This is a genomic window from Frankia sp. AgB1.9, assembly GCF_016786355.1.
In the GTDB taxonomy this organism is placed as follows: domain Bacteria; phylum Actinomycetota; class Actinomycetes; order Frankiales; family Frankiaceae; genus Pseudofrankia.
On the sequence record NZ_JADWYX010000027.1, the window covers coordinates 1 to 23,333 of the forward strand.

22 protein-coding genes are annotated in these 23,333 nt (G+C 71.9%); 14 read left to right on the plus strand and 8 right to left on the minus strand.

Features of this window, described 5'->3' with window-relative positions; genetic code table 11:
- Positions 1-407: 407 nt before the first annotated feature.
- From I6A60_RS12810 to I6A60_RS12835, 6 genes are all read left to right on the plus strand, one after another.
- Positions 408-1,754 carry a transcriptional regulator gene (locus I6A60_RS12810; RefSeq protein ID WP_203011701.1) on the plus strand — a complete coding sequence of 449 codons (1,347 nt, stop codon included), beginning with the start codon at positions 408-410 and terminating at the stop codon, positions 1,752-1,754.
- A 249-nt stretch (positions 1,755-2,003) separates the two neighbouring features.
- On the plus strand, positions 2,004-2,495 hold the full coding sequence (locus tag I6A60_RS12815; protein ID WP_203011702.1) for a hypothetical protein: 492 nt from the start codon (positions 2,004-2,006) through the stop codon (positions 2,493-2,495).
- Positions 2,496-2,584: 89 nt separating this feature from the next.
- Positions 2,585-3,052, plus strand: coding sequence for an SRPBCC family protein (locus I6A60_RS12820; protein ID WP_203011707.1), 468 nt, complete (start codon positions 2,585-2,587; stop codon positions 3,050-3,052).
- Positions 3,053-3,182: 130 nt separating this feature from the next.
- Complete coding sequence (locus tag I6A60_RS12825) at positions 3,183-4,343, plus strand: hypothetical protein (protein ID WP_203011709.1); 1,161 nt, start codon at positions 3,183-3,185, stop codon at positions 4,341-4,343.
- Positions 4,343-5,554 (plus strand): cytochrome P450, encoded by a 1,212-nt coding sequence (locus tag I6A60_RS12830; protein ID WP_203011711.1) that lies wholly within the window; start codon positions 4,343-4,345, stop codon positions 5,552-5,554. The genes I6A60_RS12825 and I6A60_RS12830 overlap by 1 nt, the downstream gene beginning before the upstream one ends.
- Positions 5,551-6,657: a phosphotransferase family protein gene (locus I6A60_RS12835; protein ID WP_203011716.1), complete on the plus strand. Its 1,107-nt coding sequence runs from the start codon at positions 5,551-5,553 to the stop codon at positions 6,655-6,657. The genes I6A60_RS12830 and I6A60_RS12835 overlap by 4 nt, the downstream gene beginning before the upstream one ends.
- Positions 6,658-6,675: 18 nt before the next feature.
- On the opposite strand, the gene I6A60_RS12840 is transcribed toward I6A60_RS12835, so the two are convergent.
- From I6A60_RS12840 to I6A60_RS12850, 3 genes are read right to left on the minus strand one after another with little or no spacing between them, the layout of a single operon-like run.
- A complete protein-coding gene (locus tag I6A60_RS12840; protein WP_203012091.1) occupies positions 6,676-8,259 on the minus strand; it encodes an AMP-binding protein in 1,584 nt (527 codons plus the stop codon).
- A 23-nt stretch (positions 8,260-8,282) separates the two neighbouring features.
- On the minus strand, positions 8,283-9,053 hold the full coding sequence (locus I6A60_RS12845; protein WP_203012090.1) for an SDR family NAD(P)-dependent oxidoreductase: 771 nt from the start codon (positions 9,051-9,053) through the stop codon (positions 8,283-8,285).
- Positions 9,054-9,086: 33 nt separating this feature from the next.
- Entirely contained in the window at positions 9,087-9,671 is a 585-nt protein-coding gene (locus I6A60_RS12850) for a hypothetical protein (RefSeq protein WP_203012089.1), read from the minus strand.
- Positions 9,672-9,944: 273 nt separating this feature from the next.
- Here I6A60_RS12850 and I6A60_RS12855 point away from each other — a divergent pair, with 273 nt between their 5' ends.
- The gene (locus I6A60_RS12855; RefSeq protein ID WP_203012088.1) at positions 9,945-10,796 is read left to right on the plus strand and encodes an SDR family oxidoreductase; all 852 of its coding nucleotides are present in this window, start codon (positions 9,945-9,947) and stop codon (positions 10,794-10,796) included.
- 89 nt (positions 10,797-10,885) lie between these two features.
- Here the strand turns inward: I6A60_RS12855 and I6A60_RS12860 are convergent, their stop codons facing one another.
- Positions 10,886-12,346, minus strand: a complete 1,461-nt coding sequence (locus I6A60_RS12860; RefSeq protein ID WP_203021714.1) for an aldehyde dehydrogenase — start codon at positions 12,344-12,346, stop codon at positions 10,886-10,888.
- A gap of 157 nt (positions 12,347-12,503) precedes the next feature.
- Here I6A60_RS12860 and I6A60_RS12865 point away from each other — a divergent pair, with 157 nt between their 5' ends.
- From I6A60_RS12865 to I6A60_RS12880, 4 genes are all read left to right on the plus strand, one after another.
- Complete coding sequence (locus I6A60_RS12865) at positions 12,504-13,151, plus strand: TetR/AcrR family transcriptional regulator (RefSeq protein WP_203021715.1); 648 nt, start codon at positions 12,504-12,506, stop codon at positions 13,149-13,151.
- A 98-nt stretch (positions 13,152-13,249) separates the two neighbouring features.
- Positions 13,250-14,365, plus strand: coding sequence for an NDMA-dependent alcohol dehydrogenase (locus tag I6A60_RS12870; RefSeq protein ID WP_203021716.1), 1,116 nt, complete (start codon positions 13,250-13,252; stop codon positions 14,363-14,365).
- Between the two features lie 74 nt (positions 14,366-14,439).
- Positions 14,440-15,303 carry an SDR family oxidoreductase gene (locus I6A60_RS12875; protein ID WP_203021717.1) on the plus strand — a complete coding sequence of 288 codons (864 nt, stop codon included), beginning with the start codon at positions 14,440-14,442 and terminating at the stop codon, positions 15,301-15,303.
- A 1-nt stretch (position 15,304) separates the two neighbouring features.
- Positions 15,305-16,183, plus strand: a complete 879-nt coding sequence (locus I6A60_RS12880; protein ID WP_203021718.1) for an LLM class F420-dependent oxidoreductase — start codon at positions 15,305-15,307, stop codon at positions 16,181-16,183.
- Here I6A60_RS12880 and I6A60_RS12885 read toward each other — a convergent pair.
- The 4 genes from I6A60_RS12885 to I6A60_RS12900 form a co-directional block, all read right to left on the minus strand.
- Positions 16,161-16,580, minus strand: a complete 420-nt coding sequence (locus I6A60_RS12885) for a nuclear transport factor 2 family protein (protein WP_203021719.1) — start codon at positions 16,578-16,580, stop codon at positions 16,161-16,163. The two genes, I6A60_RS12880 and I6A60_RS12885, sit on opposite strands and share 23 nt — an antisense overlap.
- Positions 16,577-17,374: an enoyl-CoA hydratase/isomerase family protein gene (locus tag I6A60_RS12890; protein WP_203021720.1), complete on the minus strand. Its 798-nt coding sequence runs from the start codon at positions 17,372-17,374 to the stop codon at positions 16,577-16,579. Before I6A60_RS12890 ends, I6A60_RS12885 begins: the two co-directional genes overlap by 4 nt.
- 62 nt (positions 17,375-17,436) lie before the next feature.
- Positions 17,437-18,573, minus strand: a complete 1,137-nt coding sequence (locus tag I6A60_RS12895) for a phosphotransferase (protein ID WP_203021721.1) — start codon at positions 18,571-18,573, stop codon at positions 17,437-17,439.
- Positions 18,570-19,673: a TIGR03857 family LLM class F420-dependent oxidoreductase gene (locus I6A60_RS12900; protein WP_203021722.1), complete on the minus strand. Its 1,104-nt coding sequence runs from the start codon at positions 19,671-19,673 to the stop codon at positions 18,570-18,572. Before I6A60_RS12900 ends, I6A60_RS12895 begins: the two co-directional genes overlap by 4 nt.
- A 318-nt stretch (positions 19,674-19,991) precedes the next feature.
- Between I6A60_RS12900 and I6A60_RS12905 the strand changes: the two genes are divergently transcribed.
- From I6A60_RS12905 to I6A60_RS12915, 3 genes are read left to right on the plus strand one after another with little or no spacing between them, the layout of a single operon-like run.
- Positions 19,992-20,837: an amidohydrolase family protein gene (locus I6A60_RS12905; RefSeq protein WP_238435346.1), complete on the plus strand. Its 846-nt coding sequence runs from the start codon at positions 19,992-19,994 to the stop codon at positions 20,835-20,837.
- A 5-nt stretch (positions 20,838-20,842) separates the two neighbouring features.
- Complete coding sequence (locus I6A60_RS12910) at positions 20,843-21,961, plus strand: acyl-CoA dehydrogenase family protein (RefSeq protein WP_203021726.1); 1,119 nt, start codon at positions 20,843-20,845, stop codon at positions 21,959-21,961.
- 40 nt (positions 21,962-22,001) lie between these two features.
- The gene (locus tag I6A60_RS12915; RefSeq protein WP_203021724.1) at positions 22,002-23,195 is read left to right on the plus strand and encodes an acyl-CoA dehydrogenase family protein; all 1,194 of its coding nucleotides are present in this window, start codon (positions 22,002-22,004) and stop codon (positions 23,193-23,195) included.
- Positions 23,196-23,333 lie beyond the last annotated feature (138 nt).

Sequence of the window (23,333 nt, forward strand, 5' to 3'; positions counted from 1 at the left end):
CCCCCGCCACACCCCGGCCGGGGGGGCCCCTCCGCCGCCCCCCCCACAGCCCCGCCCCCCCCCCCGGCCCCGCCGGCCGCCCGGGACCGAGCCACGGGAAACCTTTCCCGGGTCCTGGAATCCTGGTGAATCCAACCCACGGCTCCAACACCGCGTGCGTGATTCACAGGTCCCGGACCTGTGAATGCACGATGCCATAGACCTGCCGGACATCGCTCCAGGCCACGCGCAACTGTCGCTTCATTCCATCCGGTTCCATTCCCGCAGTCCGCCCGCCAATGACGACCGTTCCGCACTGGAAAGCGCCGATTTGGCGCGCGCTCAGTGCACCCATCGCACTCCCAACTCGCTGGAATTAGCGAGCCCCATGAGGCACCCGTACCCCCAACCCGAGAGGATCGTCAACGATGTCGGGTAACGCCCAGGCCTGCGCACATCCACTGACGTTCGTCCGCGCCCAGCGGGGCTGGTCCTACCAGAAGCTCGCCCGGGTCGTCGCGAAGAGAGCCCGCGACCTCGGCGAGGCGAACATGGCCGCCGAGAGACAGAAGGTCTGGCGATGGGAGCACCGTGGCGTCGTCCCTGACCGGGTGACCCAGCTCGCGCTGGCGACCGAGCTCGGGGTGCCCACCGACCGGCTGGACTCCCATCCCTGGCCCACCTGGCTGCCCACCGGGGACAACGTCCGCACCAACTACCCGTGGACCCAGGCCGGCAGCCTGGCCGCGCTGACCGACGTCGTCGAGGACGCCGTCGCCGACCGCCGCGGTTTCCTGACCATCAGCAGCTCCGGGATCGCCGCGCTGGCCGAGCAGTGGCTCGGCCTGGAGCCGGCCCACCTCGCCGGCGCGCTGGACGGCGGGCTGGTCGACGAGCAGATCGTGGCGCGGATCGAGCACAGCCTGCCCGGCCTGCGGGTGATGGACCACCGGCTCGGCGGGGCGAGCGTGCGCCGGCTCGTAGACGCCGAGCTCGGCGTGGTGGCGGAGCTGCTCTCGGTCGGCCGCTACACCGAGCAGATCAGCCGCGAGCTGCACCTGGTCGCCGCCGAGCTCGCCCGGTTCGCCGGCTGGGTCTCCTTCGACGCCGGGTACCAGACGGCGGCGCAACGGTACTGGCTGGCCGCGCTGCACGCCGCGCACGTCGCCGGCGACCGCCTGCTCGGCGCGAACGTGCTGAAGAACCTGTCCCTGCAGTGCCTCGACGTGTCGCGGCCGGTCGAGGCGATCGCGCTGGCCGAGGCGGCGGTACACACGGCGGACGGCGCCGGCGGGCGGGTCAGCGCCATGATGCACCTTCGCAAGGCCCGAGCCCACGCGGCGCTCGGCGACCAGGTCGCCTGCCTGCACGAGATCAGCGTCGCCGAGACGGCGTTCGACCAGACGAGCGAGCCCGAGCCGGACTGGGCCGGCTACTTCGACGACGCCGAGTTCCGGGCCCAGGTCGGCTGCTGTTACATCGACCTCGGGCACCTGTTGTCGGCCGACGGCTGGCTCAGCCAGGCGCAGGCGGCCCAGTCGACCGAGAAACCCCGCGACCGCACGACCTACCTGCTGCGCCGCGCGGGCGTGCAGATCGACCTGGGCGACGTCGACGCCGGCTGCGCGCTCGCCAGCCAGGCGGTGCCGCTGCTCGCGGCCACCCGGTCACGGCGCAACGCGCGCCGCGCCGAGGACGTCCGGGCCCGGCTGCGCCTGCACCCGTCCGTCCCCGCCGCCCGCGACCTCGAGCAGCGGCTCGCCGAGATCAGCTAGCGCCGCGACCACCATCGTCCGCCCGTCGCCTTGATCGCCGTTTTCGCCTCCTGGTGGCTACGAAACAGGCCCGATCACAACCACCGGAGGGTCGAAACGGCGATCATGGAGACGCCGGAACGGGCTACCCTTCCTGGCGTCGCGGGGCGGGGCGCGGTTCCGGGAGGATGACGGGATGACACCGGACAACCTGCACGACTTCTTCGTGGCCAGCGCGGGCGTCGCGGGGCCCTGGTCGGTCTGCTGTTCGTGGCCATCTCGGTGTCCCAGGAGCGGCTGGCCGAACGGGACGACACGCAGGTTCACCGGGTCCGGGCCTCCGCCGCGCTGACGGCGTTCACCAACGCGCTCGCGGTGTCGCTGTTCGCCCTGATCCCGGGGCACAAGATCGGGCCGACGTCGCTCGCGGTGGGCTGCGTCGGCCTCACCTTCATCCTGGCGTCGCTGCTCACGCTGGTCCGGGGCCGCAGGCCGCGGTGGCGCGACGCCCGTGACGTCACGTTCCTGGTCGGGCTGGCGACCGTCTTCGTGGTCCAGCTGGTCACGGGAGCGCAGATCATCGCCCATCCGGATCAGCCAGGGAATGCCGGGACGATCGCAGTGCTGGTCGTCGTGTGCTTCCTCATCGGGGTGGCCCGGGCGTGGGAGCTGATCGGCGGCCCGGACATCGGGCTGGGACACGCGATCGGCACGTTCGCCCGGCGGTCCGATCAGCGAACCTCGGGGACCGACGGCACCTGAACCGCCCGCCAGCCGCCCTCTCGGCGGTCGCCAGCTGCGGCGATGTCCGCTTGTGGCGTGCTATATGCCGCCGTGGCAGGGTGGCCCTCATGACGGAAACAGAGCGGTTCGAGGTCTCCCGGCAGGTCGCGGCGTCGCCGTCGGCGGTGTTCGCGGTGGTAAGCGACCCCGCGGGGCACGTGAAGATCGACAGCTCCGGCATGCTGCAGTCGGCCGACGGGGAGCCGGTGAGCGCGGTCGGCGACGAGTTCGTCGTGCACATGGACCGCGAGGCGCTCAACGACTATCCGCTCGGCAAGTACGACGTGACGGTGATCATCACGAAGTTCGAGCAGGACGCCCTCATCGAGTGGACGATCGGCGGCGCGCTGCTGGGCGAGCCGCTGCGGCACCTGTACGGCTACCGCCTGGAGCCCAGCGACGGCGGCACCCGGGTCGTCTCGTACTACGACTGGTCCGAGATCCCGGAGACCTACCGCGGCAAGGGGATCTTCCCGGTCATCCCCGAGGCGGCGCTGCGGGCCACCCTCGGCATTCTCGCCCGCACCGTCGAGTAGGCGCCGGGCGCGCCCCCGCCCGTCCCGGCGGGCGCGCTCAGGCATGCCTGGGAGATGAGACAAACATGAAGTAGTGTTCCGCCGTACGACAGGATCGTCGCCCTGCATCGGTGCGTGAGGGGTAGGACAGATGGCACCCAAGGACATCGGCGCACTGCGCGGCGCGGACGAGACCATGACCCACCAGATCGTGGACACGTTCGCCACCGTCGCCGAATCCGATCTGGCCTGGACCGAGAAGGTCTGGGGCTCGCTCGCGAGCACCGACGGCTCCCTGCAGGTCGACTTCGGCCTCGGGAAATACCACAACCGCGGCGTCATCGACGGCTTCGCCGGCGTCTCCCGAGGCCGCGAGCAGTGGACGGTGCGGGGAAGCCGCGAGCTGCGCGGCGCCCCGGAGCTGATGGGCGTCGGCCCGATCCACTACGAGATCGTCGAGCCGCTGAACCAGGTGCGGTTCCGGCTGGAGGAGAACGACGTCCAGCCCATCTCGTTCGACCTCGTGCTGTCCGGGGTGACGAGGCCGTTCTTCGAGGACCGCAACCTCGTGCGCAACCGGCACACCGGCCGCGTCGACGTCAACGTCGTGCGCTACCACCAGGGCGGCTGGGTGTCCGGCACCGTCACCGTCGCGGGTGAGAAGCACGAGGTCAGCCCGCGGGAGTGGTTCGGCTACCGGGACCATTCCTGGGGTGTCCGGCAGAGCGTCGGGGCGCCGCCTCCCGATCTCGCGAAGGGCCGCGCCCGGCCCAAGGGCGCGATCAAGGGCCACATGAAGTGGTCGCCCATGTTCCTGGGCCGGCCGGACGGTTCCTTCTACGAGTCGGCCGTCTTCGTCACCGGCGCGAACTGGGGCTACGCCTCGACCTACCTGAACGAGGGGGACGGCCGGCAGCTACCGGTCCGGACGACGGACGCGCGGGTCGAGTACGACGCGCGGACCCGGTTCGTGAAGGGTGGCGAGCTGCAGCTCGTCATGGAGTCGGGCGAGAAGCGGGTCATCGAGTTCGAGGCGCTGGGCGAGTCCGGCTTCTTCCTCAAGACCGGCCTGTACGGGCCCTGGAAGGGCCAGATCCACGGGACCTGGAAGGGCGCGCTGTACGTGGACGGCGAGTACATCGCGGACTGCTGGTCGGACGAGTACCTGCCGCAGCTCGGGCAGCTGCGCGATACCCCCGTACGAGTCAGGGAGGGCGACGCCGTGGGCTACGGAATCATGGAGAGCATCATCAGCGGGGAGTGGCCCGAACTCGGCCTCACCGCCGACTCCGACCACCAGGTGGCCTTCTGATGAGCACCACGACGGCGGCGCAGGTCAACGTCCTCGACCCGGAGTTCTACGTCGACCCGTGGGAGGCGTACCGCTGGCTGCGTGACGAGGCTCCGGTCTTCTGGGACGCCCGGCAGAAGCTCTGGGTGATCTCGCGTTTTCACGACGTCGTCGCCGTGGAGAAGAACGGGGCGCTCTACTCGTCGTTCTACGGGTCACGGCCGCACATCGACCAGACCCATGACGAGTCCATGATCAACATGGACGACCCGGACCACCAGGCCCAGCGGAACCTCGTCGTGCCCCAGTTCACGCCACGAGCGGTGCGCCGGCACGAGGAGCACGTGCGCGCGGTGGTCACCGAGGTCCTGGATGACGTCGTCGCCCTCGGCGAGTGCGAGGCGATCGAGGCGATCGCCTCGCGGGTGCCAGCGATCATGATCGGCGACCTGCTGGGCTATCCGCGCGAGATCTGGCAGCGCGTCCGGCACTGGTCCGAGCAGATCATGCTCCTGTCCGGCCTGACCTCGCCGGACGGGCCGCCGCACGTCACCCACCCGGGGATCGGGCCGGTCATCACCGACTTCATGGAGACGACCGTCGCGCTGATCAAGGCCCGGCGGGCGGAGCCGCGCGACGACCTCATCTCGCTGTGGGCCACCAGGCCCGGATGGAGCACCAAGCGCGTCCTCGACGAGACCCTGCTCGTCCTCGACGGCGGCGCGGAGACGACCCGCACGGTCATCGGGACGATGATTCGCGATCTCGCGCTGTATCCCGAGCAGCGGCGGGTGCTCCAGGAACAGCCCGAGCTCCTCACCTCCAAGGCGGTCGAGGAGTTCATCCGCTGGGTCTCGCCGGTCCTCAACATGCGCCGCACGGCCACCGAGGATCACGAGCTGCAGGGCCAGCAGATCAAGAAGGGCGACCAGCTCCTGCTGCTCTATCCGGCGGCGAACCGCGACCCGCGGGTGTTCACCGACCCGGAGACGCTGGACGTGGCCAGGACGGCGCCCCGGCATGTCGCCTTCGGCTTCGGCACGCACGTCTGCCTCGGCGCCCATCTGGCCCGGCTCGAGCTTCGGGTCATGTTCGAGGAGCTGCTGCGCCGCATCCCCGACTGGGATCTGGTCGACCCGGACGAGCCCAAAATCCTGCCCGCGACGTTCACCCGGGCCTACGACACCATCCGGATCCGGTTCGCGCCGGCCGCTGCGGGGCCCGGCCAGTGAGAGGTACCGACGACCTGAACCGGCTGACCGGCTGGTTGGCGGAACGGATGCCGGCCGCGTCGGACCTGCGCATCGAGAACGCGGACCGCATCACGTTCGGGCATTCGGCCGAGATCACCGCGCTGGCCCTGGCCTGGACCGAGGACGGCACGGCGCGGCGCAGGGACGTCGTGCTCCGGCTGTGCCCGCCCTCCCCCGGGCTGCTGGAGCCGTACGACATGGCCAGGCAGTTCACGATCCTGCGCGCGCTGGAACCGACCGCCGTGCGCGGTCCGGCGGTGCTGTGGCTCGACGAGTCCGGTGACGTGCTCGGCCGGCCGTTCTACGTGATGGCCAAGGTGCCCGGCCAGGTCTACGAGCAGCACATCCCCGCCGAGCTGGAGGCGAGCCCGGCGACCATCCACCGGATGACGCAGGGAATCATCGAGCAGCTCGCCGCCATCCATTCCGTGGACCCGCGAGAGCGCGGCCTGGCCGGCGCGGGCGAGGGACGAACCTATCTGGACGACCAGCTGGCGCACTGGTCGTCCGAGCTGTGCCGCGTCCAGAAGGACCGGCTGCCGGCGCTGGAGCGGCTACACGAGGCGCTGGTCGAACGCCGGCCGGTGCCGTCCGAGCGGATCACCCTCGTCCACGGCGACGTGAAACCCGGGAACTTCGCCTTCGAGGACGGCGAGGTCACGGGCGTCTTCGACTGGGAGCTGGCCGGGATCGGCGATCCCCTCGCCGACATCGGCTACCTGGAGCTGTTCTGGAACGTCCCGGTCCACTTCACCAGCCGTCCCGCCGCCCTGGCGTTCGAGGACGCCATTTCGTACTACGAGCGGCTGACGGGAATCCCGGTGCGGCACCGGGACTGGTACCGGTCGTTCCAGACCTTCAAGACCTGCGTGATCCTGCTGGTCGGGACGATGATGTTCGACTCCGGCGCCAGTGACGACCTGCGGTTCGCCGAGATGGGTCTCGCCATCCCGCACTACACGCGGGCGGCGCTGCAGGACCTGGGCGTCGCGTCCGACCTCGATCCGGGGCCTGTCCGCGCCAGCCGTGAGCGCTACCGTGAGGTGCGCGACCGGCTCGCGGCGGCGTCCTCCGCCAGCTGACCGGAGCCGGCCGCCGGGTCAGCCGACCTGGCGGTCCGCGCTGGCCCAGTGCAGCGCCCGCAGGGCCTTCTTGTCGGGCTTGCCGACCGCGGTGAGCGGCAGCGAGTCCACCACGTCGACGGTCTTCGGCGCGTGGTGGGCGCCCTTGCGGTCCTTGACCAGCGCCATCAGCTCCGCTGCTTCGACCGTCGTGCCCGGCCGCAGGACCACGACCGCCTTGACCGCCTCGCCCCATTTCTCGTCCGGCACCCCGATGACGGCCGCGGCGGCGATGGCCGGATGGGTCGAGAGCACGTCCTCGATCTCGCGGGGGAAGACGTTGAAGCCGCCGCTGACGATCATGTCCTTCTTGCGGTCGACGATCGTGTAGAAGCCGCTCGCGTCCTCGCGCGCGATGTCGCCGGTGTGCAGCCACCCGCCCCTGAAGGCCTCGGCGGTCTCTTGCCGCTTGTTCCAGTAGCCCTTCATCACCAGCGGGCCGCGCACGCAGATCTCGCCCGGCTCGCCGCGCGGGACCCGCTGGCCCTCGTCGTCCAGCAACGCGACCTTGACCCACGGCACCGGCCGCCCGCACGAGGCCAGCCTGGCCAGGTCGTCCGGGTCGTGCTCCTCCTTGCGCAGCACGAAGACGGACTGCGGCGCCTCGGTCTGGCCGTAGAACTGGAAGAAGACCGGGCCGATCCGCGTGATCGCCTCGCGCAGCCGGCTCGGCGACATGGCCGAGGCGCCGTAGAAGACGGTCTCCAGGCTCGACAGGTCGGTCTCGGCGAACCTGGGGTGGTCGAGAATCGCGTAGATCATCGACGGCACCAGGAAGACCGAGGTGACGCGGTGTTTCTCGATGGCCTCCAGCACCGCGCCGGCCTCGAAACGGGGCAGGACCACGACGGAGCCGCCCTGGTGCAGGACGGGAACGATGAACGACGCGCCGGCATGGCTCAGCGGCGTACAGACGAGATGCCGCAGATCGGTGGGCCACTGCCATTCCGTCAGCAGGATCTGCGTCATCGCGGCGCTGCCGCGGTACGCGGTCATGACGCCCTTCGGCTCCCCGGTGGTGCCACCGGTATACGCGACCGCCGCGACGTCCTCGGCCTGGACGTCGGGGCCGACCAGCGGTTTCGGCTCGAAACCCGCCGCCAACGCGACGAGGTCCTCACCCACGTCGCAGGGGCCGAACGACAGCAGCCGTTTCAACGTCGGTACCCGCTCCTGGAGGCGGGCGGCGCGCTCCGCGAACGACTCGTCGAAAACGAGCGTCTCGATCTGGGCGTCCGCGAGAACGTAGGCGTGGTCGTCGAGTGACCCGAGCGGGTGCAGCGCGGTGTTGCGGCTGCCCGTCACCATGTAGGCACCCATCGAGTACAGGACCTCGGGCCGGTTCTTGGACAGCGTCGCGACGCCACTGCCCGGCGAGACACCCTTCGCCGCGTATACCTGGGCATAGCGACTGATCTGCGCGCTGAGGTCCGCGGCCGTCAGGACTCCGTCACCGAGGTAGATGGCGGGCTTCGCGGGGTCGCGCCGCAGCGCCGCGATCAGAAGGTCGGGGAGAAATGCCCCGCGGTACAGCTCATCCGGCTGGGCAGAGATTCCACTCACGGTGTGTCGCCTCCAGTTGTGCGCTATTTCGCCGGGAATCGCTGCCCGCCGTCGATGCGGATGTTCTCCCCGTTGAGATAGGAGTTCCTTACGATCATCTCGACCAGCAGGGCGAACTCCGCCGGGTGGCCCATGCGGTGCGGGAAGACGACGGTGGAAAGCAGCTTGTCCTTCAGCTGCTGGGACGCGCTGAGCATCAGCTCGGTGCCCATCGTGCCCGGCGCGATCGCGCACACCCGGATTCCCAGCGGCGCGAGGTCACGGGCGAGCGGCAGCGTCATGCCCAGGATGGCCGCCTTCGCCGCGGCGTACGCGACCTGCCCGGCCTGTCCCTCCAGCCCGGCGAGCGACCCCGTGTTCACCACCACCCCGCGCTGACCGTCCTCGTCGGGAGTGTTCGCCGCCATCGCGGCGGCGGCCAGCCGGGTCACGTTGAAGGTGCCGAACGCGTTCTTCGCCATGGTCGCGACGAACGTCGCCATGTCGTGCGGCTCGCCGCCGCGCCCGACGGTGCGGGCCGGCCGGGTGCCACCGCCCGCGACGTTGACCACGACCGACAGGGTTCCGAGGGCCTGGGCCGCGTCGATCGCGCTCTGGACGTCGCGGTCGTCGGTGACGTCCCCGGGTATCGCGGCGACCGTCGGCCCGAGCTCGGCCGCGAGCGCGGTCGTGCGCTCCTCGTCCCGGTCGAACACCGCGACGCCGACCCCGAGGCCGACCAGCTGGCGGACCGTCGCGGCGCCGAGCCCGCCGGCACCGCCCGTCACGATCGCCGACGACTCCGTGATCTTCATGACTCTGTGATCCTCATGGTCTCGGCTCCCTGGTCAGCTGGTGGGATCGCGGTGGTCGACGAGCGCGAGGTACCGAGCCGGATCCGGCATCACGCCATTCCGACGCACCGACGACTCGGACGCCTCGACGTTCATGTAGAGCACCTCGGACGTCATGACACCGTCGGCGAACCGGATGAAGAACGCGACCGGCACGGTGGTGAGGCACAGGTCCTCGGGCGCCACCTCCGGCCGGCCCTGCCGGGCGGCGACCGACCCGTTCGTCATGATGTTGAGCGTTCCCTGGCCCGCGATCGAGCCGTCCTCCACGACGAGATCCTCGAAATGGATCCACATCATCACCCCGCCTTGTGCGGCGGCCTGGCGGCGGAAGCCCTTGAGGAGGGTTTCGCGGTCGGTCGTGGTCGTGGCACCGCGCGCGTGCGTCACCAGTGCGAAGGACGGTGCGAGCGTCGGCTCGACCCGGTCTGCGTCGCCGAACAGCTCGCCGGCGAGGCGCTCGCGCAGCGCCCGTAGGACGGCTGGCCCAGAATCGCCGTCAAGCCGGCCGTCAATGAGCCGGAAGGCTTGCAGGATGTCTTTCTCACCCGGCCATTCCAGCGCCGTCACGCCGAACACCGCCGACGCCTGACAGTCGCGTCGGCGGCGACTTTCCGTCGCTGCTCATGATTCCCGGGAACTGTCACCGGTGGCTTCCCGATCGATAGCATCTATCTCCCCACTCGACGCGGTCGGCCGCTATCCAACGCGGCCGGTGGGCTGGTTCCAACAGTGGCGAGACCCCCGGCCGGCGAGTACCGTCGGACGCGTACTGTCGAACGCGGCAGGACGTCAACAATCGCGGCGCCACAATCACGTTTCCGTGGCCGTGACCGAAGGAAGATGGCGAAGATGACGAGCGAAGTCGACGGCCTGTCGGTACTTGTCACGGGCGGCGGTACGGGCATCGGCGCTGGCATTGCGCGAAGGCTCGCGAGCAATGGCGCGTGGGTGACCATCTGCGGCCGTACGGAATCCTCGCTGCGCACCACGGCTGACGCGATCAACGCGGAGGCCGGTCGCGCGGCCGTGCAGTTCCAGGTCGCCGACGTCACCAGTGAGCCGGACGTGCAGCGGGTCGTGGCCTTCGCCGCCGACTGGCGCGGCCAGCTCGACGGGGTGGTCGCGAACGCCGGCGGCGGTGGCGCGCTCGCGCCGATGCACACCCAGGAGGTCGCGGAGTACCTCCGCGTGCTGACCCTGAACATCATCGGCACGCTGCTGCTGGTGAAGTCGGCGGTGCCGCTGTTCGCCCGGTCCGGTTCCGGCTCGTTCGTCGCCATCTCGTCGATCGCCGGCGACGTGACGCATCCCTACTTCGGGGCCTACCCCGTCGCCAAGGCCGGTGTCGAGGAGCTCGTGCGCAACGCGGCCGACGAGTACGGCGCGGCGGGCCTCCGGTTCAACGCGGTCCGGCCGGGGCTGACGTCGACGGAGATCGTCAGCTTCATCGCCCCCGGCACGCCGGTCTACCAGAGCTATGACGAGAACACCCCGCTCGGCGGTGCCTCCGACGTCGACGACATCGCCCAGCTCGTCAGCTTCCTGCTCTCGTCGCGGGCCAGCCGGGTCACCGGCCAGGTCATCAACGTCGACGGCGGGCTCGGCCTGCGCCGGGGCCCGGACTACTCGTCGATGGTCGAGCGCCGGTTCGGCGGCCGCGACGCGGTGCTCGGCCGGGCGGAGCCGGCCGCCAGGCGCTGACCGGGGCGCTGACCTGTGCGGTGGCCGTCGCCCCTGGCGGCGGCCCCCGCGGCGGGCGCGCCCGGTGCCCGCCCGCGAGGCGGCGGCCGTCACGGCGAACCGGGCAGGGACGTTCCGGCCGGGACCGTCATGGTCTTCGCGTCGAGGTAGGCGTGCAGGCCCTCCGGTCCCAGCTCCCGTCCGAGGCCCGACTGCTTCATCCCACCGAAGGGCGCGGCCGGGTCCAGCGAGAGGCCGTTGACGCCGAAGGACCCGGTACGGATGCGCCGCCCGATCTCCAGCCCGCGCTCGACATCCCCGGTCCAGACGGTGCCGTGCAGGCCGAAGTCCGTGCCGTTCGCGATGGCGACGGCGTCGTCCTCGTCGTCGTACGGGATGAAGGCGACGACCGGGCCGAAGATCTCCTCCTGCGCGATCCGCATGCCGGCGTCGACGTCGCGGAACACGGTGGGCTCGACGTACCAGCCGCGGTCGAGGCCGGCGGGCTTGCCGCCGCCGGTGACGACCGTGGCGCCCTCGCCGCGCCCGATCTCGATGTAGCCGAGCACCCGGTCGCGCTGCCTGCGCGAGATCAGCGGGCCGAGGAAGGTCCCGCGGTCCGCGGGGTCGCCGACCGGCAGCGCGCTCACCGAGGCGGCGAACAGCTCGACCGCCTCGTCGTAGCGCTCGCGGGAGACGAGGATGCGCGACTGCGCGACACAGAACTGGCCGCTGAGGAAGAGGCTCACCATGGTGAGCCGGGCCATCGCCGTGGGCAGGTCGATGTCGTCCAGGACGATCGCCGCCGACTTGCCGCCCAGCTCCAGGGTCACCCGCTTGAGCTGGGCGCCGGCCAGGCCGGCGATGCGCTTGCCGACGGCGGTGCTCCCGGTGAAGGCGATCTTGTCGATTCCCGGGTGGGTGACGAGCAGCTCGCTCGACGCCGGCCCCGCGGCGAGCACGTTCAGCACACCAGGCGGCAGGCCAGCGGCGAGGGCGGCCTCGGCGACGACGTTGGCGTGCAGCGGGGTCTCCGGCGCGGACTTGAGCACGATCGTGCAGCCGGCGGCCAGCGCGGGCGCCACCTTCATCATCCCCAGGAAGAAGGGGACGTTCCACGGCACGATCGCGGCGACGGTCCCGACCGGCTCGTGGCGGACTATCAGCGGGGAGTAGCGCCCGGCCCGCGGTGACTCCAGCTCGAGCGCCGCGGCGGACTCGGCGTAGTAGCGCACGACGTCCAGGCCGTTGTCGACCTGCGCCGGGCGCACGACCGAGACGGGTGTGCCGTTCTCCAGCGTGATCGTCCGGCCCAGCTCGTCCGCCCGCGCGGTCAGCTCACCGAGGAAAAGCTCCAGGACCCGGGCCCGCTCGGCCGGGGGCAGCCGCGGCCAGGGGCCCTCGTCGAACGCCAGGCGCGCCGCCGAGACAGCGGCGTCGACGTCGGCGGCTCCCGCGTCCGGTACCCGTCCCACCACCTCCTCGGTGCTGGGCGACCGGACGTCGAGGTAGCTCTCGGAGGTCGCCGGAACCCACTTTCCCCCGATGAAGACCTCGTTGGTCACCGACATCCGGGTGCTCCTCTCGTTGGCCAGCCGGCCAGCCCGCGGCGCCGTCCGAGACAGAACCTACTCAATGTCGCATGTCGAGTCGATTGGTTGCCAGCGTCTCATCACACCTCGGGCTCGCGGCCCGAACTGGACGATCGACCGCCCTTACCATTGCCCCATGGCTGTGACCGCGGGCGAGCAGGACGGAGGGCAGCGCACCGCCGGCTGGTGGGGCAGCGAGAGCGCACTGCTGGACGACACGGAGGCGCGGCGCCGCCTCGTCGCGGCGACGGTCCGGTGCGTGCTGCGCCGTGGCGACCGCCGCATCCGGGTCGAGGAGGTGGCCACCGAGGCCGGCGTCTCCCGTTCGACGGTCTACCGGTACTTCAAGACCCGCGACGACCTGATCCTCGCGGTGCTGCTCAGCAGGGTCGATTCCGCCATGTCGGGCGTGCTGAGCACGCTGCCGCGGCCCGAGGACGCCGCCCAGTCCATCTCGGACGTGTTCCTGAAGTCCGTGCGCCTGGTCAACGGCGATGCCATCAGCGAGGCGATCTTCTCGGACGGGAGCCGGCCGTTCAGCGAGTCGCCGGGGCTCACCGCCGAGCCGATCGTCGACGCCGTGCACCGCCACCTCGGCCCGCTGCTGACCGGCTGGCTCGCCGACGGCCAGCTGTACCCGGACCTGGACCTGCGGGAGACGACCCGCTGGCTGATCGCGGCCGGGTCGCTGCTCCTGGCACCGCCGTGGTCCACCTGGTCGCCGGGCCGGCAGCGCGCCTTCGTCGAGACGCATGTGGTGCGCGCGCTCGTCCGCCCAGCCTGAGACGGCTCAACTTGAGTTCGTTGAACTTGACGTCAACCTCGACATCGGCCTAGCGTTCATCCCGCCCTGATCGCGGGAAGACGAAAGGTCGGTCCCAGATGGTGAGTTCCCGGGCGGCCCTGCTCTACGGCCCCGGCCAGGACTTCAAGATCGAGACGGTCGAGATCGACGCCCCCCGCGCGGGCGAGGTCCTGATCGACGTGCGGGCCTGCGGCCTGTGCCATTCCGACGAGCACGCCCGCACCGGTGACATGCCGATGCCGCACTACCCCATGATCTGCGGCCACGAGGGCGCCGGCGAGGTCGTCGAGGTCGGGCCGGGCGTCACCTCGGTCCGCCCTGGCGACCACGTGGCGATGTCGTTCGTGCCGTCCTGCGGGAACTGCGCGCTGTGCCGCAGCGGCCGCGCGTTCCTGTGCGACGACGGCCGCAAGCTGTTCGACCTCGGCATGATGACCGACGGGCGGGTCGCCCACCGGATCGGTGACACGCCGGTGGCCCGGTACACCCAGCTCGGCGCCTTCGCCGAGCGCCAGCTGCTCGCCGAGACGTCGGTCGTCAAAATCGACCCGTCGGTGCCCTGGACCGTCGCCGCGCTCGTGTCCTGCGGTGTCGCGACCGGGTTCGGCTCGGCGGTCAACCGCGCCGAGGTGAAGCCGGGCGACAGCGTCGTCGTCCTGGGCCTCGGCGGCATCGGGGTCAGCGCCGTGCAGGGCGCGCGGATCGCCGGCGCGCGGCAGGTCTTCGCGGTCGACCCGGTGGAGTTCAAGCGTGAGCAGGCGCTGCGCCTCGGCGCCACCCACGCGTTCGCGTCCATCGACGAGGCCGAAGGCGAGATCCGGCGGCTGACCCACGGCGCGATGTGCGAGTCGGTCATCTGCGCGTTCTCGGTGATGCGCTCGGAGCTGCTGGAGCCGGCGCTCGGCCTGACCGGGAAGGACGGCACCTGTGTCGTCACCGCGGTCGCGCCGTTCCGCCAGGCGACGGTCGACCTCAACCTGTTCACGCTGGCCATGACCAACAAGCAGATCCGTGGCAGCCTGTACGGCTCGCAGAGCCCCCGCGTCGCGATCCCGAAGCTGCTCGGCCTCTACCAGGCCGGCCTCCTGAAGATCGACGAACTGGTAACCCGGACGTACACCCTCGACCAGGTCAACGACGGCTACGCCGATCTGGAGGCCGGCCGGATCCTGCGCGGGGCGATCGTCTTCTGAGGCCGCGGCCAGCAACCGGCGGCGGGACGACCCGCTCGCACAGCACAGAGGCTCAGTCGGACGACGGAGGCGACATGGTCAGCAGGGACGTGGCGGTCATCATCGGGGTGGGCGGGATGGGCACGGCCATCGCGCGCCGGCTGGGCTCGGGGCGCAGGCTGCTGCTCGCCGACCGGGACGAACGCACGCTGAAAGCCGCGCGGGACGCGTTAGCGGCTGAGGGGCACGAGGTCGCCATCCAGGCGGTGGACGTGGCCGAGCCGGAGTCGATGGCGTCGCTCGCGGCCACCGCGGGCGACCTCGGGCCGGTCACGCACCTGGCGCACACCGCAGGGCTCTCGCCGGTCCAGGCGAAGCCGGCCGACATCCTGCGGGTCGACCTGCTCGGCGTCGCGCTGTTTCTCGACGACTTCGCCGGCGTTGTCGCGCCCGGCGGCGCCGGGGTCGTCATCGCCAGCACGGCCGGCCATTTCGCGCCCACGCTGACGCCCGACCAGGAGACGGCGCTCGCGCTGACGCCCGCCGCCGAGCTCGCGCGGCTGCCGTTCCTGTCCCCGGACCTGGTGACGGACCAGGCCCAGGCCTACTGCCTGGCCAAGGTGGGGAACCTGATCCGGGTCCGCGCGGCCGCGAAGCTCTGGGGCCGGCGCGACGCCCGGGTGAACTCGGTCAGCCCGGGCGTCGTCTCGACGCCGATGGGCCGCCAGGAGCTCGCCGGGCCGTGGGGCGCGGCGATGCAGGCGCAGGTCGACAGCGCACCGGCGAAGCGCGTCGGCACCCCCGATGACGTCGCCGACGCCGTGTCGTTCCTGCTCGGCCAGCGGGCGTCGTTCATCACCGGGACGGACCTGGTCGTCGACGGCGGGGCGGTCGCGATCTACCGGCGCAGCGGATGGACCGCGCGCGCGAAGAGCGCCACGGGCGCGGACAGGGACTGACGTGAATCTTTCTGGTGTGGGCGTGTGGAGCCAGCAGCTGCGCTACGGCGACCCGGCCGAGATGGCCGAGGCGGCGGCCGAGCTGGAGGAGCTCGGCTTCGGCGCGCTGTGGATCCCCGACATGGGCGGCCCGTCGTTCGAGGCCGTCGAGCGTCTGCTCGCCGCGACGCGCCGGGTGGTCGTGGCGACCGGCGTGCTGAACATCTGGAACTACGTTCCGGCCGAGGTGGCCGCCGGGTACGCCGCGCTGTCCGCCAACTACGGCGACCGTTTCCTGCTGGGCATCGGGGTGAGCCACGCGATCGCCGTCGACGCCGGCCGCTACCGGCGGCCGCTCACCGCGATGGCCGAGTTCCTCGACGGCCTCGACGCCGCCGAGCCGACCGTCCCCGCCGAGCGGCGGGTCCTCGCGGCGCTCGGCCCCAAGATGCTCGACCTCGCGGCGAAGCGGGCCAGGGGCGTCCACCCCTACCTGGTCACTCCCGAACACACCCGGATCGCCCGCGAGGCCGTCGGGGACGGCCCCCTGGTGCTGCCGGAGCAGGCCGTGATCCTCTGCGCGGACAAGGACGAGGCGCACGCGGTCGGCGGGGCCTGGCTGCGGGGCTACCTCTCGCTGCCCAACTACGCCAACAGCCTGGTCCGGCTCGGTTTCCCGGCCGACGAGGTGGCGTCGGTGAGTGACCGCGTGTTCGACGCGATGATCGCGTGGGGTGATGAGGAAGCGATCATGAGGCGGGTGGCCGAGCACCAGGCCGCCGGCGCGGACCACGTCTGCCTGCAGGTTCTCGCCGCCGACCAGCAGGCGCTTCCCCTGGCGCAGTGGCGCCGGCTGGCCGCGGCGCTGCCCGCGGCCGTCACCCGAACGCCTCCAGCGTGAGCACCTCCCGCCGGGCGATCCGCCACTCGCCGTCGACTCTGACGAACTGGTCGTGGTAGCGCCCGGCGATCGCCGGGACGAGCCGGCCTGAGGCGAAGCGCAGGAAGACGAAGTCCGACGCCGCGAGGACCCGGTCGTCGCGGTCGCCGTCGGGCTCGTACACCTCGTTCACCGTGAGGTGCTTCCCGCGCTGCTGGGGCCGGCTCTGCGTGTCGCGGAAGAACGCGAGCAGCTCGGCGGAGCCGTGGGCCGACCGGTTCCCGTAGGTGAAGACGGCGTCCGCGGTGAACAGCGCCACGAGGCCCTCGAAGTCCGCGTCGTCGCAGCGGTGGCAGTAGCGGGCCAGCGTCATGTGGATGGCGAACTGGTCCGCGAGCCCTACCTCGTTCGCCGTCATCCGCTGGCCCGGCCGGCCGTGCGGCGCAGCATCGCCGCCAGGTTGTCCTGGAACGCCGGCTCCTCGAAGGACGCCGTCTCCTGGGCCATCGCGCCGGACAGCAGCGACCCGACCGCCTGGGTCAGCGCGCTGTTGAGCAGCGCCTTGCTCTCCCGGACCGCCTGCGGCGGCAGCGCGGCGACCCGGTCCGCCAGCTCCAGGGCCACGTCCAGCGCGGTGCCGGCCGGGACGACCCGGTTGGCGAGGCCGAGGCGCAGCGCCTCCTGCGCCGGCAGCCTGTCCCCCAGCAGGATGTACTCCTTGGCCCGCAGGAGGCCGGTCAGCAGCGGCCAGGTGAGCGCCCCGCCGTCGGCGGCGACGAGGCCCAGCGCGACGTGCGGATCGGCGAAGTAGGCCCGCTCGTCGACGACGACGAGGTCGCTCATCGCGGCCAGGCTGCAGCCGAGGCCGACCGCCGGGCCGTTGACCGCCGCGATGATGGGAACCCGGACCGACGTCATCCCGCGCACGATGTCCGCGGCCTCCGCCATGATCGCCTCGCGCAGCGCGACGTCCCTGGTCATCCGGTCGAGCAGGCCGAGGTCACCGCCCGCCGAGAAGGCCTTGCCCGCGCCGGTGAGGACGATCGCGCGGCAGTCGGCGTCGGCGTCCAGCCGCGGCCACAGCAGGGCCAGCGCCTCGTGCAGCGCCTCGTCGGCGGCGTTGAACGAATCGGGCCGGTTCAGCGTCACGACCCGCACGGCGCCGCGGGCCTCGATCAGAACCGCGCTGTCCGCGGCCTGGCCGTCGGTCATGTCACTCCCACAGGTCATCTCAGGTAGGAACTAGTCGATCTCCGCGCACCGGCCGGCCGCGGCTAGGCCAGCAGGTCGAGGACGCCCAGGTCGCGGATCGCGGCCGCCGCGTTGGTGGCCATCGACAGGAACATCCGGTCCGAGCTCTCCGTGCGCGGCGCGCTCGCGTAGACGCAGCCGATCATCGTGATCAGCGGGCCCTGCAGCATTCCGCGCCGGTAGTCCTCGAAGCAGACGTCCGCCGGGTAGTCGGTGACGCCGTGCTCGACGAGCTCCTGGTGGTAGGCGGCCACGAGCGCCGCCTCCTGGGCGCGCCGGTCGGCGGGCGGGAGGGCGGTGGAGACGAAGTACGCCAGGTCCCGGCCGGGGAAGCCGGCCTCGATCGTCTGCCAGTCGACCGCCCGCACCTCCCGGTCACCGGAGAACAGCAGGTTGTCGAGCCGGTAGTCGCCGTGGACGAGCGAGACGGGGGCCGCGGTATGCCGCCCCCAGCCGGCCACCAGCCCGGCCGCCCGCCTCAGGGTGTCGACGTCCTCGGCGCCCAGCTCGTCCTCGTAGCGCTTGGTGAACTCCGCGGCCGCCGCGGTGACGACCTTGCCGAGGTAGGCGAGGCCCGCGTCGTCGAGGCGCACCAGCCAGGGCGCGTCGCCGGCCAGCGCCGCGTCGTTCCAGAACGGCGCGTGCAGGCCGGCGAGGTTGCGGACTGCGACCAGCGCCTGCGCGGGCGTGGCGCCGTCGACCTGGTTGCCGGGCCGGGCCGGGTACGCGTCCTCGAGAACGAGGGTGAACCGGAGGCCGTCCTCGCTGAGCGCGGCGTTCCAGCACCGGGGCACCCGGCCAGGGGTACGCCCGGCGAAGGTCCGGTAGAAACCGACCTCGTTGCTGTAGGCGAGCCGCAGCCGCCTGCGGACCGCAGGGGCGCCGGCGGCCATCTTCACCACGACGGTGGCCGGCCCCCGCTCGGCCGCTCCGGGCGCCACGTCGGGTGCTAAGTCGAGGTGGAAGCGGTAGCTGACGGCGGTCTGGCCGGTGCCGACCGGCGCGAACCGCAGCCCGATGACCTCCGCGTCGTTGCCGCTCGCCCGCAGGACGTCGGTCATCCACTCCGGCGTGATCTCGGCAGGGTCGTCGGCGATCCAGCCCGGATTGTCGGTACGGGTGGCCGGCCCGGCTCCCCCGTCGCCGGCCGGGCCCGTCACGCCAGCCGTCCGGGGTTCGCCGGCAGCCCGCGCACCGCGGCCGGGCGGATCTGCCGGTAGGCGTCGAGCACCGAGGTCAGCTCCGCCGGCGTCGCGCCGTGCATGATCACCCCGGTCACCCCCAGGTCGAACTGCCCCACGATGGCCTCGGCGCACTGCCGCGGGCTGCCGGTCGCGCTCGTCGCGAGCCAGTCCGGCGGGATCAGCGTCGCCACGTGCTCCAGCTGGTCCGTCGTCGCGTGCCCGTCGAGGCTGCCCCGGAAGCCCTTGACGAACGGATCGGCGCGGAAGCGCGCGAGCACCTCCGGATCCCAGCCGTTGACGCGGACCATCAGGTCGCCGTAGCCCTGCAGGTAGGCGGCGAGCCGGCCGACCGTCTTGAGCAGGCGGAGATCCGCGGGGATCTCGTCCGACACGGTCGCGAGCACGGACCACACCCGGATGCTGGCCGGGTCGCGGCCCGCGTCCACGGCCCCCTTCGCGATGGAGGCCAGCGCGTCCCTGACCGCCTCGTCGGAGTAGAAGGTGTGCAGCACGACGCCGTCCATGCAGCGCCCGGCCAGCTCCAGCGAGCGCGGGCCGAGGGCCGCGAGCAGTACCGGCACGTCCTCGTCGAACGTGGCGTCCTGGTGCAGGTAGGGGTAGCTGCCCGCCGGCCCGGCATGCCCGAGCACGGTCTCGCCGTGCCAGAGCCGGCGCATCAGCCCGACGAAGTCCTCCAGCTGCGCGCCCGTGACCGGGTCCAGGCCCAGGCCGCGGAAGAGGCGGTCGAAGCCGCGCCCGAGCCCGAGGGCGAACCGTCCACCGGTCAGCCGGTGCATCGTCGTCGCCATGGTCGCGGTGACGATCGGATGGCGGGTGTTGTGGTTCGTCGCGCCGGTCGCGATGCCGATCGTCTCGCTGACGGCTCCCGCCGCGCCGGACAGCGTCGCGGCGTCCTTGGTGCTGAACCGCTCCGAGATGAACGCGGCGCCGATGCCGAGCCGCTCGGCCTGGCGCACCTCGCCGACCAGGTCGCGCGGGGTCGCGCTGTGCCCCGCGAGTGTGTAGAAGCCCAGCTCCGTGAGGAGCTCGCCGCCGCCGGTCTGCTGCGTCGTCATCCGCTCACCCTCCCGCACGCGCCACGGTCGGCCACCCGCCTCGCGGGGTCAGGTGCGCATGTCGATATCGACGTCGACATAGACAGTAGTGACGGGCTATGGTTGGGTCAATCCGGCCACGGCGATCGCCGCCGCCCCTGGTCAGGACCCCGCGGCCCGTTCTGGGTCGGCTGGCGTCGCGGCGCTTCCAGCGGCTTTCCCGGTGCGGCACTCCCGCTGCGGCACCCCGGCACGGAAGGTATTGAGGTGGCCTCCACGTTCTCGCCCCCCGCCACGACCGGTCAGCCCTGGCCGGCCGACCTCGGCGTGATCGACACGATGGTCGGGCTCCCCCAGGACCCCGCCGCGCTGTACCGGCAGATCCGCTCCTCGCTGCGCGACCGGGAGTCACGGGACGACTTCGTGATGCCCGCGTCGTACATGTTCCACGACGTACCGGCCAGCCACCTCCCGGACGACGAGGACCCGGTCGGGCTCGTGCTCGGCGAGCTGGACCGGCACGGCATCGAGACCGCGCTGATCAGCATGAGCGCGCACCCGCAGGCGGCCGAACGGGCGCTCACCGAGCACCCCGACCGGTTCGTCGCCTCGTGGAGCTGCGACCCTAACCAGGGGATGGAGGGTATTCGCGCCCTCGTCCGCGCGCACGAGCAGTTCGGCGTCCGAGCCGTGTCCCTGTTCCCCCACGGGGTGTCGCCGCAGGTGGCCATCGACGCGCCGCAGATGTATCCGATCTACGCCAAGTGCGTCGAGCTGGGGATCCCGGTCTTCGTGACGGTCGGCATCGCCGGACCCCGGGTGCCGTCCATGGTCCAGCGGGTCGAGCTGATCGACCAGGTGATGTACGACTTCCCCGAGCTGGTGTTCGTGATGCGCCACGGCGCCGAGCCGTGGACCGAGCTGGCCGTGAAGCTGATGCTCAAGTGGCCCAACCTCTACTACTCGACCAGCGGGTTCTCCCCGCGCTACTACCCGACGGCCGTCCTCGACTACGCCAACACCCGCGGCGCCGACAAGATCCTGTACGGCGGCTACTTCCCGATGGGCCTGTCGCTTGACCGGATCATGACGGAGATGCGCCAGGTCCCGTTGAAGGACGACGTGTGGCCGAAGTTCCTGCGGGAGAACGCCGCGCGCGTCCTGGGCCTGACCGGCAGGCCGTGAGCCACGTGGACCTCGCCTTCACCCAGGAACAGCTAGAGCTGCGGCGGACCGTACGCGACTTCCTGGACAAGACCTCGCCCGAGACCGAGGTCAGACGTCTCATGGAGACTCCGGCCGGCTACGACCCCGCCGCCTGGCACCAGCTCGCCGCCGAGATCGGGGTCGCCGGCCTGGCCCTGCCCGAGGAGTACGGCGGCGCCGGGTACGGCTTCGCCGAGCTCGGGATCGTCCTCGAGGAGGCCGGCCGCGCGCTGCTGTGCGCGCCCGTCCTCTCGACGGTGGTCCTCGCCGCCTCGACGCTGCTCGCGCTGGACGACAGCCTGGCCTGCGCGGACTACCTTCCCGGGATCGCGGACGGCACGACCATCGCCGCACTCGCGCTGACGGAGTCGTCCGACCTCCCGGGCGCCATCGCGGCCACCGCGGCGCCGCACGCCCGCGGCTGGACGGTCTCCGGCACGAAGCCGTCCGTGCTGGACGGCCAGACGGCGTCCCTGCTGCTCGTCGCCGCCCGGACCGGCGCCGGCTTCAGCGTGTTCGCGGTGGCCGGCGACGCCCCGGGCGTGCGCCGGGAGCCGCGCGCCACCCTCGACCAGACCCGCCGGCAGGCCGACCTCGTCTTCGAGGCCGCCCCCGCCCGGCTGCTGGGCGAGGAGGGCGCGGCGTGGCCCGCGCTGCGCCACGTGCTCGACCTCGCCGCCGTCGCCATCGCCCTCGAGCAGGTCGGCGGGGCGGGGCGCGTGCTCGACATGGCCGTCGACTACGCCAGGACCCGGGTCCAGTTCGGCAAGCCGATCGGCTCCTTCCAGGCGATCAAGCACAAGCTCGCCGACCTGCACCTCGCCGTCGAGTCGGCCCGCTCGGCCGCCTACTACGGCGGGTGGGCGGCCGCCGCGAGCCCGCCCGAGCTGCCGCTGGCGGCCAGCCTCGCGAAGGCGAGCGCGGGCGACGCCTACGTCACGGCGGCCACCGAGAACATCCAGATCCACGGCGGCATCGGCTTCACCTGGGAGCACCCGGCCCACCTTTACCTCAAGCGCGCGCACAGCTCACGCCAGCTGTTCGGCAACCCGGCACACCACCGCCAGCGGCTCGCCGAACACCTGCTCGCCGAACACGACTGACCGGCCGGCGGACCCGCACCAGCGAACGGAGGAGCACTTGATGGCGACCCCAGCCGAGCCGGCAGCGCCCGTCGAAGGGCGAGCGGAGTTCCAGGCCCGGGTCCACGCGTGGTTCGCGGCCAACGCGCCCCGCAAGGGGTCCTCGGCGGACTTCTCGGCGGTTCACATCGTCAGCGCGCGGACACCAGAGCAGTTCCACGCCCACGAGCAGCACGCGATCGCCGTGACGCGTGACTGGCAGCGCCGGCTGTTCGACGCGGGCCTGGCGGGACGGTCCTGGCCGGCCGAGTGCGGCGGCCACGGCGCGCCGGCCTGGCAGGACGACGTCGTCGCCGAGGAGCAGGCGAAGTGGGGCGTCTCGACCAAGATGTTCGCGGTCGGCCTCGAGATGGTGCCCGCCGTGCTGTTCGGCCACGGCACCGCCGAGCAGCGGGCCACCTTCCTGCCGCCGATCGTGCGGGGCGAGCACAGCTGGTGCCAGCTGCTGTCCGAGCCGGGCGCCGGCTCCGACCTGGCCAGCGTCCAGACGAGGGCGACCCCCATCGAGGGCGGTTGGTCGGTCACCGGCCAGAAGGTGTGGACGTCGAACGCGGGCTGCAGCGAGTACGCCCTGCTCATCGCCCGGACCGGGCGCAAGGAGGACGGCCGCGCCGGCCTGTCCTGCTTCGCGATCAAGATGACCCAGCCCGGGGTCGAGATCCGCCCGCTGCGCCAGATCTCCGGCGCCTACCACTTCAACGAGGTCTTCCTCGACGACGCCTTCGTGCCCGAGGGCGGCCTGATCGGCGAGCCGGGCGACGGGTGGGCCGTGCTGCGGACCATGCTCGCCAGCGAGCGCGCCGCGATCGGCGGCGGCACCAGCGCCCGCTCGGCGAACGAGCTCGTCGGCCTGGCGAAGCGCCTCGGCCACGCCGACGACCCGATCGTGCGCGACCTGCTGGCCCAGGCGGCCATCCGGGAGCGGACCCTGGACCTGCTGCGCGCGCGGATCGCGGCCGGGCACCCGGTGCCGGCCGCCGGGCCGACGACGAAGCTGCTCTACTCCGAGCACGCCCGCCTCAGCGCCGACGCGGCGACCACGATCCTCGGGATGGCCACGACCGTCGTCGACGACGCCACGTCCGCGCCCTGGATCGAACGGCTGCTGTTCGCCCCCGGCCTGCGCCTCGGCGGCGGGACCGACGAGATCCAGCGCAACACGATCGCCGAGCGAGGGCTGGGCCTCCCCCGCTGACCCGGCTCGCTCATGGGCCGGTGCTCGCATGGCCTTGATCGCTGACTGGGCCCTGGGACGGTCGTGACGGGAGCGTTTCTACGACCACCCCAGGGCCCAGACTGCGATCATGAGAAGGCCGCGACAGGGCGCCGCGGT

Bases quoted from the DNA above. Each gene is read 5' to 3' on its own strand.
- I6A60_RS12810 (WP_203011701.1), top strand. From the start codon at position 408: ATGTCGGGTAACGCCCAGGCCTGCGCACATCCACTGACGTTCGTCCGC.
- I6A60_RS12820 (WP_203011707.1), top strand. From the start codon at position 2,585: ATGACGGAAACAGAGCGGTTCGAGGTCTCCCGGCAGGTCGCGGCGTCG.
- I6A60_RS12825 (WP_203011709.1), top strand. From the start codon at position 3,183: ATGGCACCCAAGGACATCGGCGCACTGCGCGGCGCGGACGAGACCATG.
- I6A60_RS12830 (WP_203011711.1), top strand. From the start codon at position 4,343: ATGAGCACCACGACGGCGGCGCAGGTCAACGTCCTCGACCCGGAGTTC.
- I6A60_RS12845 (WP_203012090.1), bottom strand. From the start codon at position 9,053: ATGAAGATCACGGAGTCGTCGGCGATCGTGACGGGCGGTGCCGGCGGG.
- I6A60_RS12855 (WP_203012088.1), top strand. From the start codon at position 9,945: ATGACGAGCGAAGTCGACGGCCTGTCGGTACTTGTCACGGGCGGCGGT.
- I6A60_RS12860 (WP_203021714.1), bottom strand. From the start codon at position 12,346: ATGTCGGTGACCAACGAGGTCTTCATCGGGGGAAAGTGGGTTCCGGCG.
- I6A60_RS12865 (WP_203021715.1), top strand. From the start codon at position 12,504: ATGGCTGTGACCGCGGGCGAGCAGGACGGAGGGCAGCGCACCGCCGGC.
- I6A60_RS12870 (WP_203021716.1), top strand. From the start codon at position 13,250: ATGGTGAGTTCCCGGGCGGCCCTGCTCTACGGCCCCGGCCAGGACTTC.
- I6A60_RS12875 (WP_203021717.1), top strand. From the start codon at position 14,440: ATGGTCAGCAGGGACGTGGCGGTCATCATCGGGGTGGGCGGGATGGGC.
- I6A60_RS12885 (WP_203021719.1), bottom strand. From the start codon at position 16,580: ATGACGGCGAACGAGGTAGGGCTCGCGGACCAGTTCGCCATCCACATG.
- I6A60_RS12890 (WP_203021720.1), bottom strand. From the start codon at position 17,374: ATGACCGACGGCCAGGCCGCGGACAGCGCGGTTCTGATCGAGGCCCGC.
- I6A60_RS12900 (WP_203021722.1), bottom strand. From the start codon at position 19,673: ATGACGACGCAGCAGACCGGCGGCGGCGAGCTCCTCACGGAGCTGGGC.
- I6A60_RS12905 (WP_238435346.1), top strand. From the start codon at position 19,992: ATGGTCGGGCTCCCCCAGGACCCCGCCGCGCTGTACCGGCAGATCCGC.
- I6A60_RS12915 (WP_203021724.1), top strand. From the start codon at position 22,002: ATGGCGACCCCAGCCGAGCCGGCAGCGCCCGTCGAAGGGCGAGCGGAG.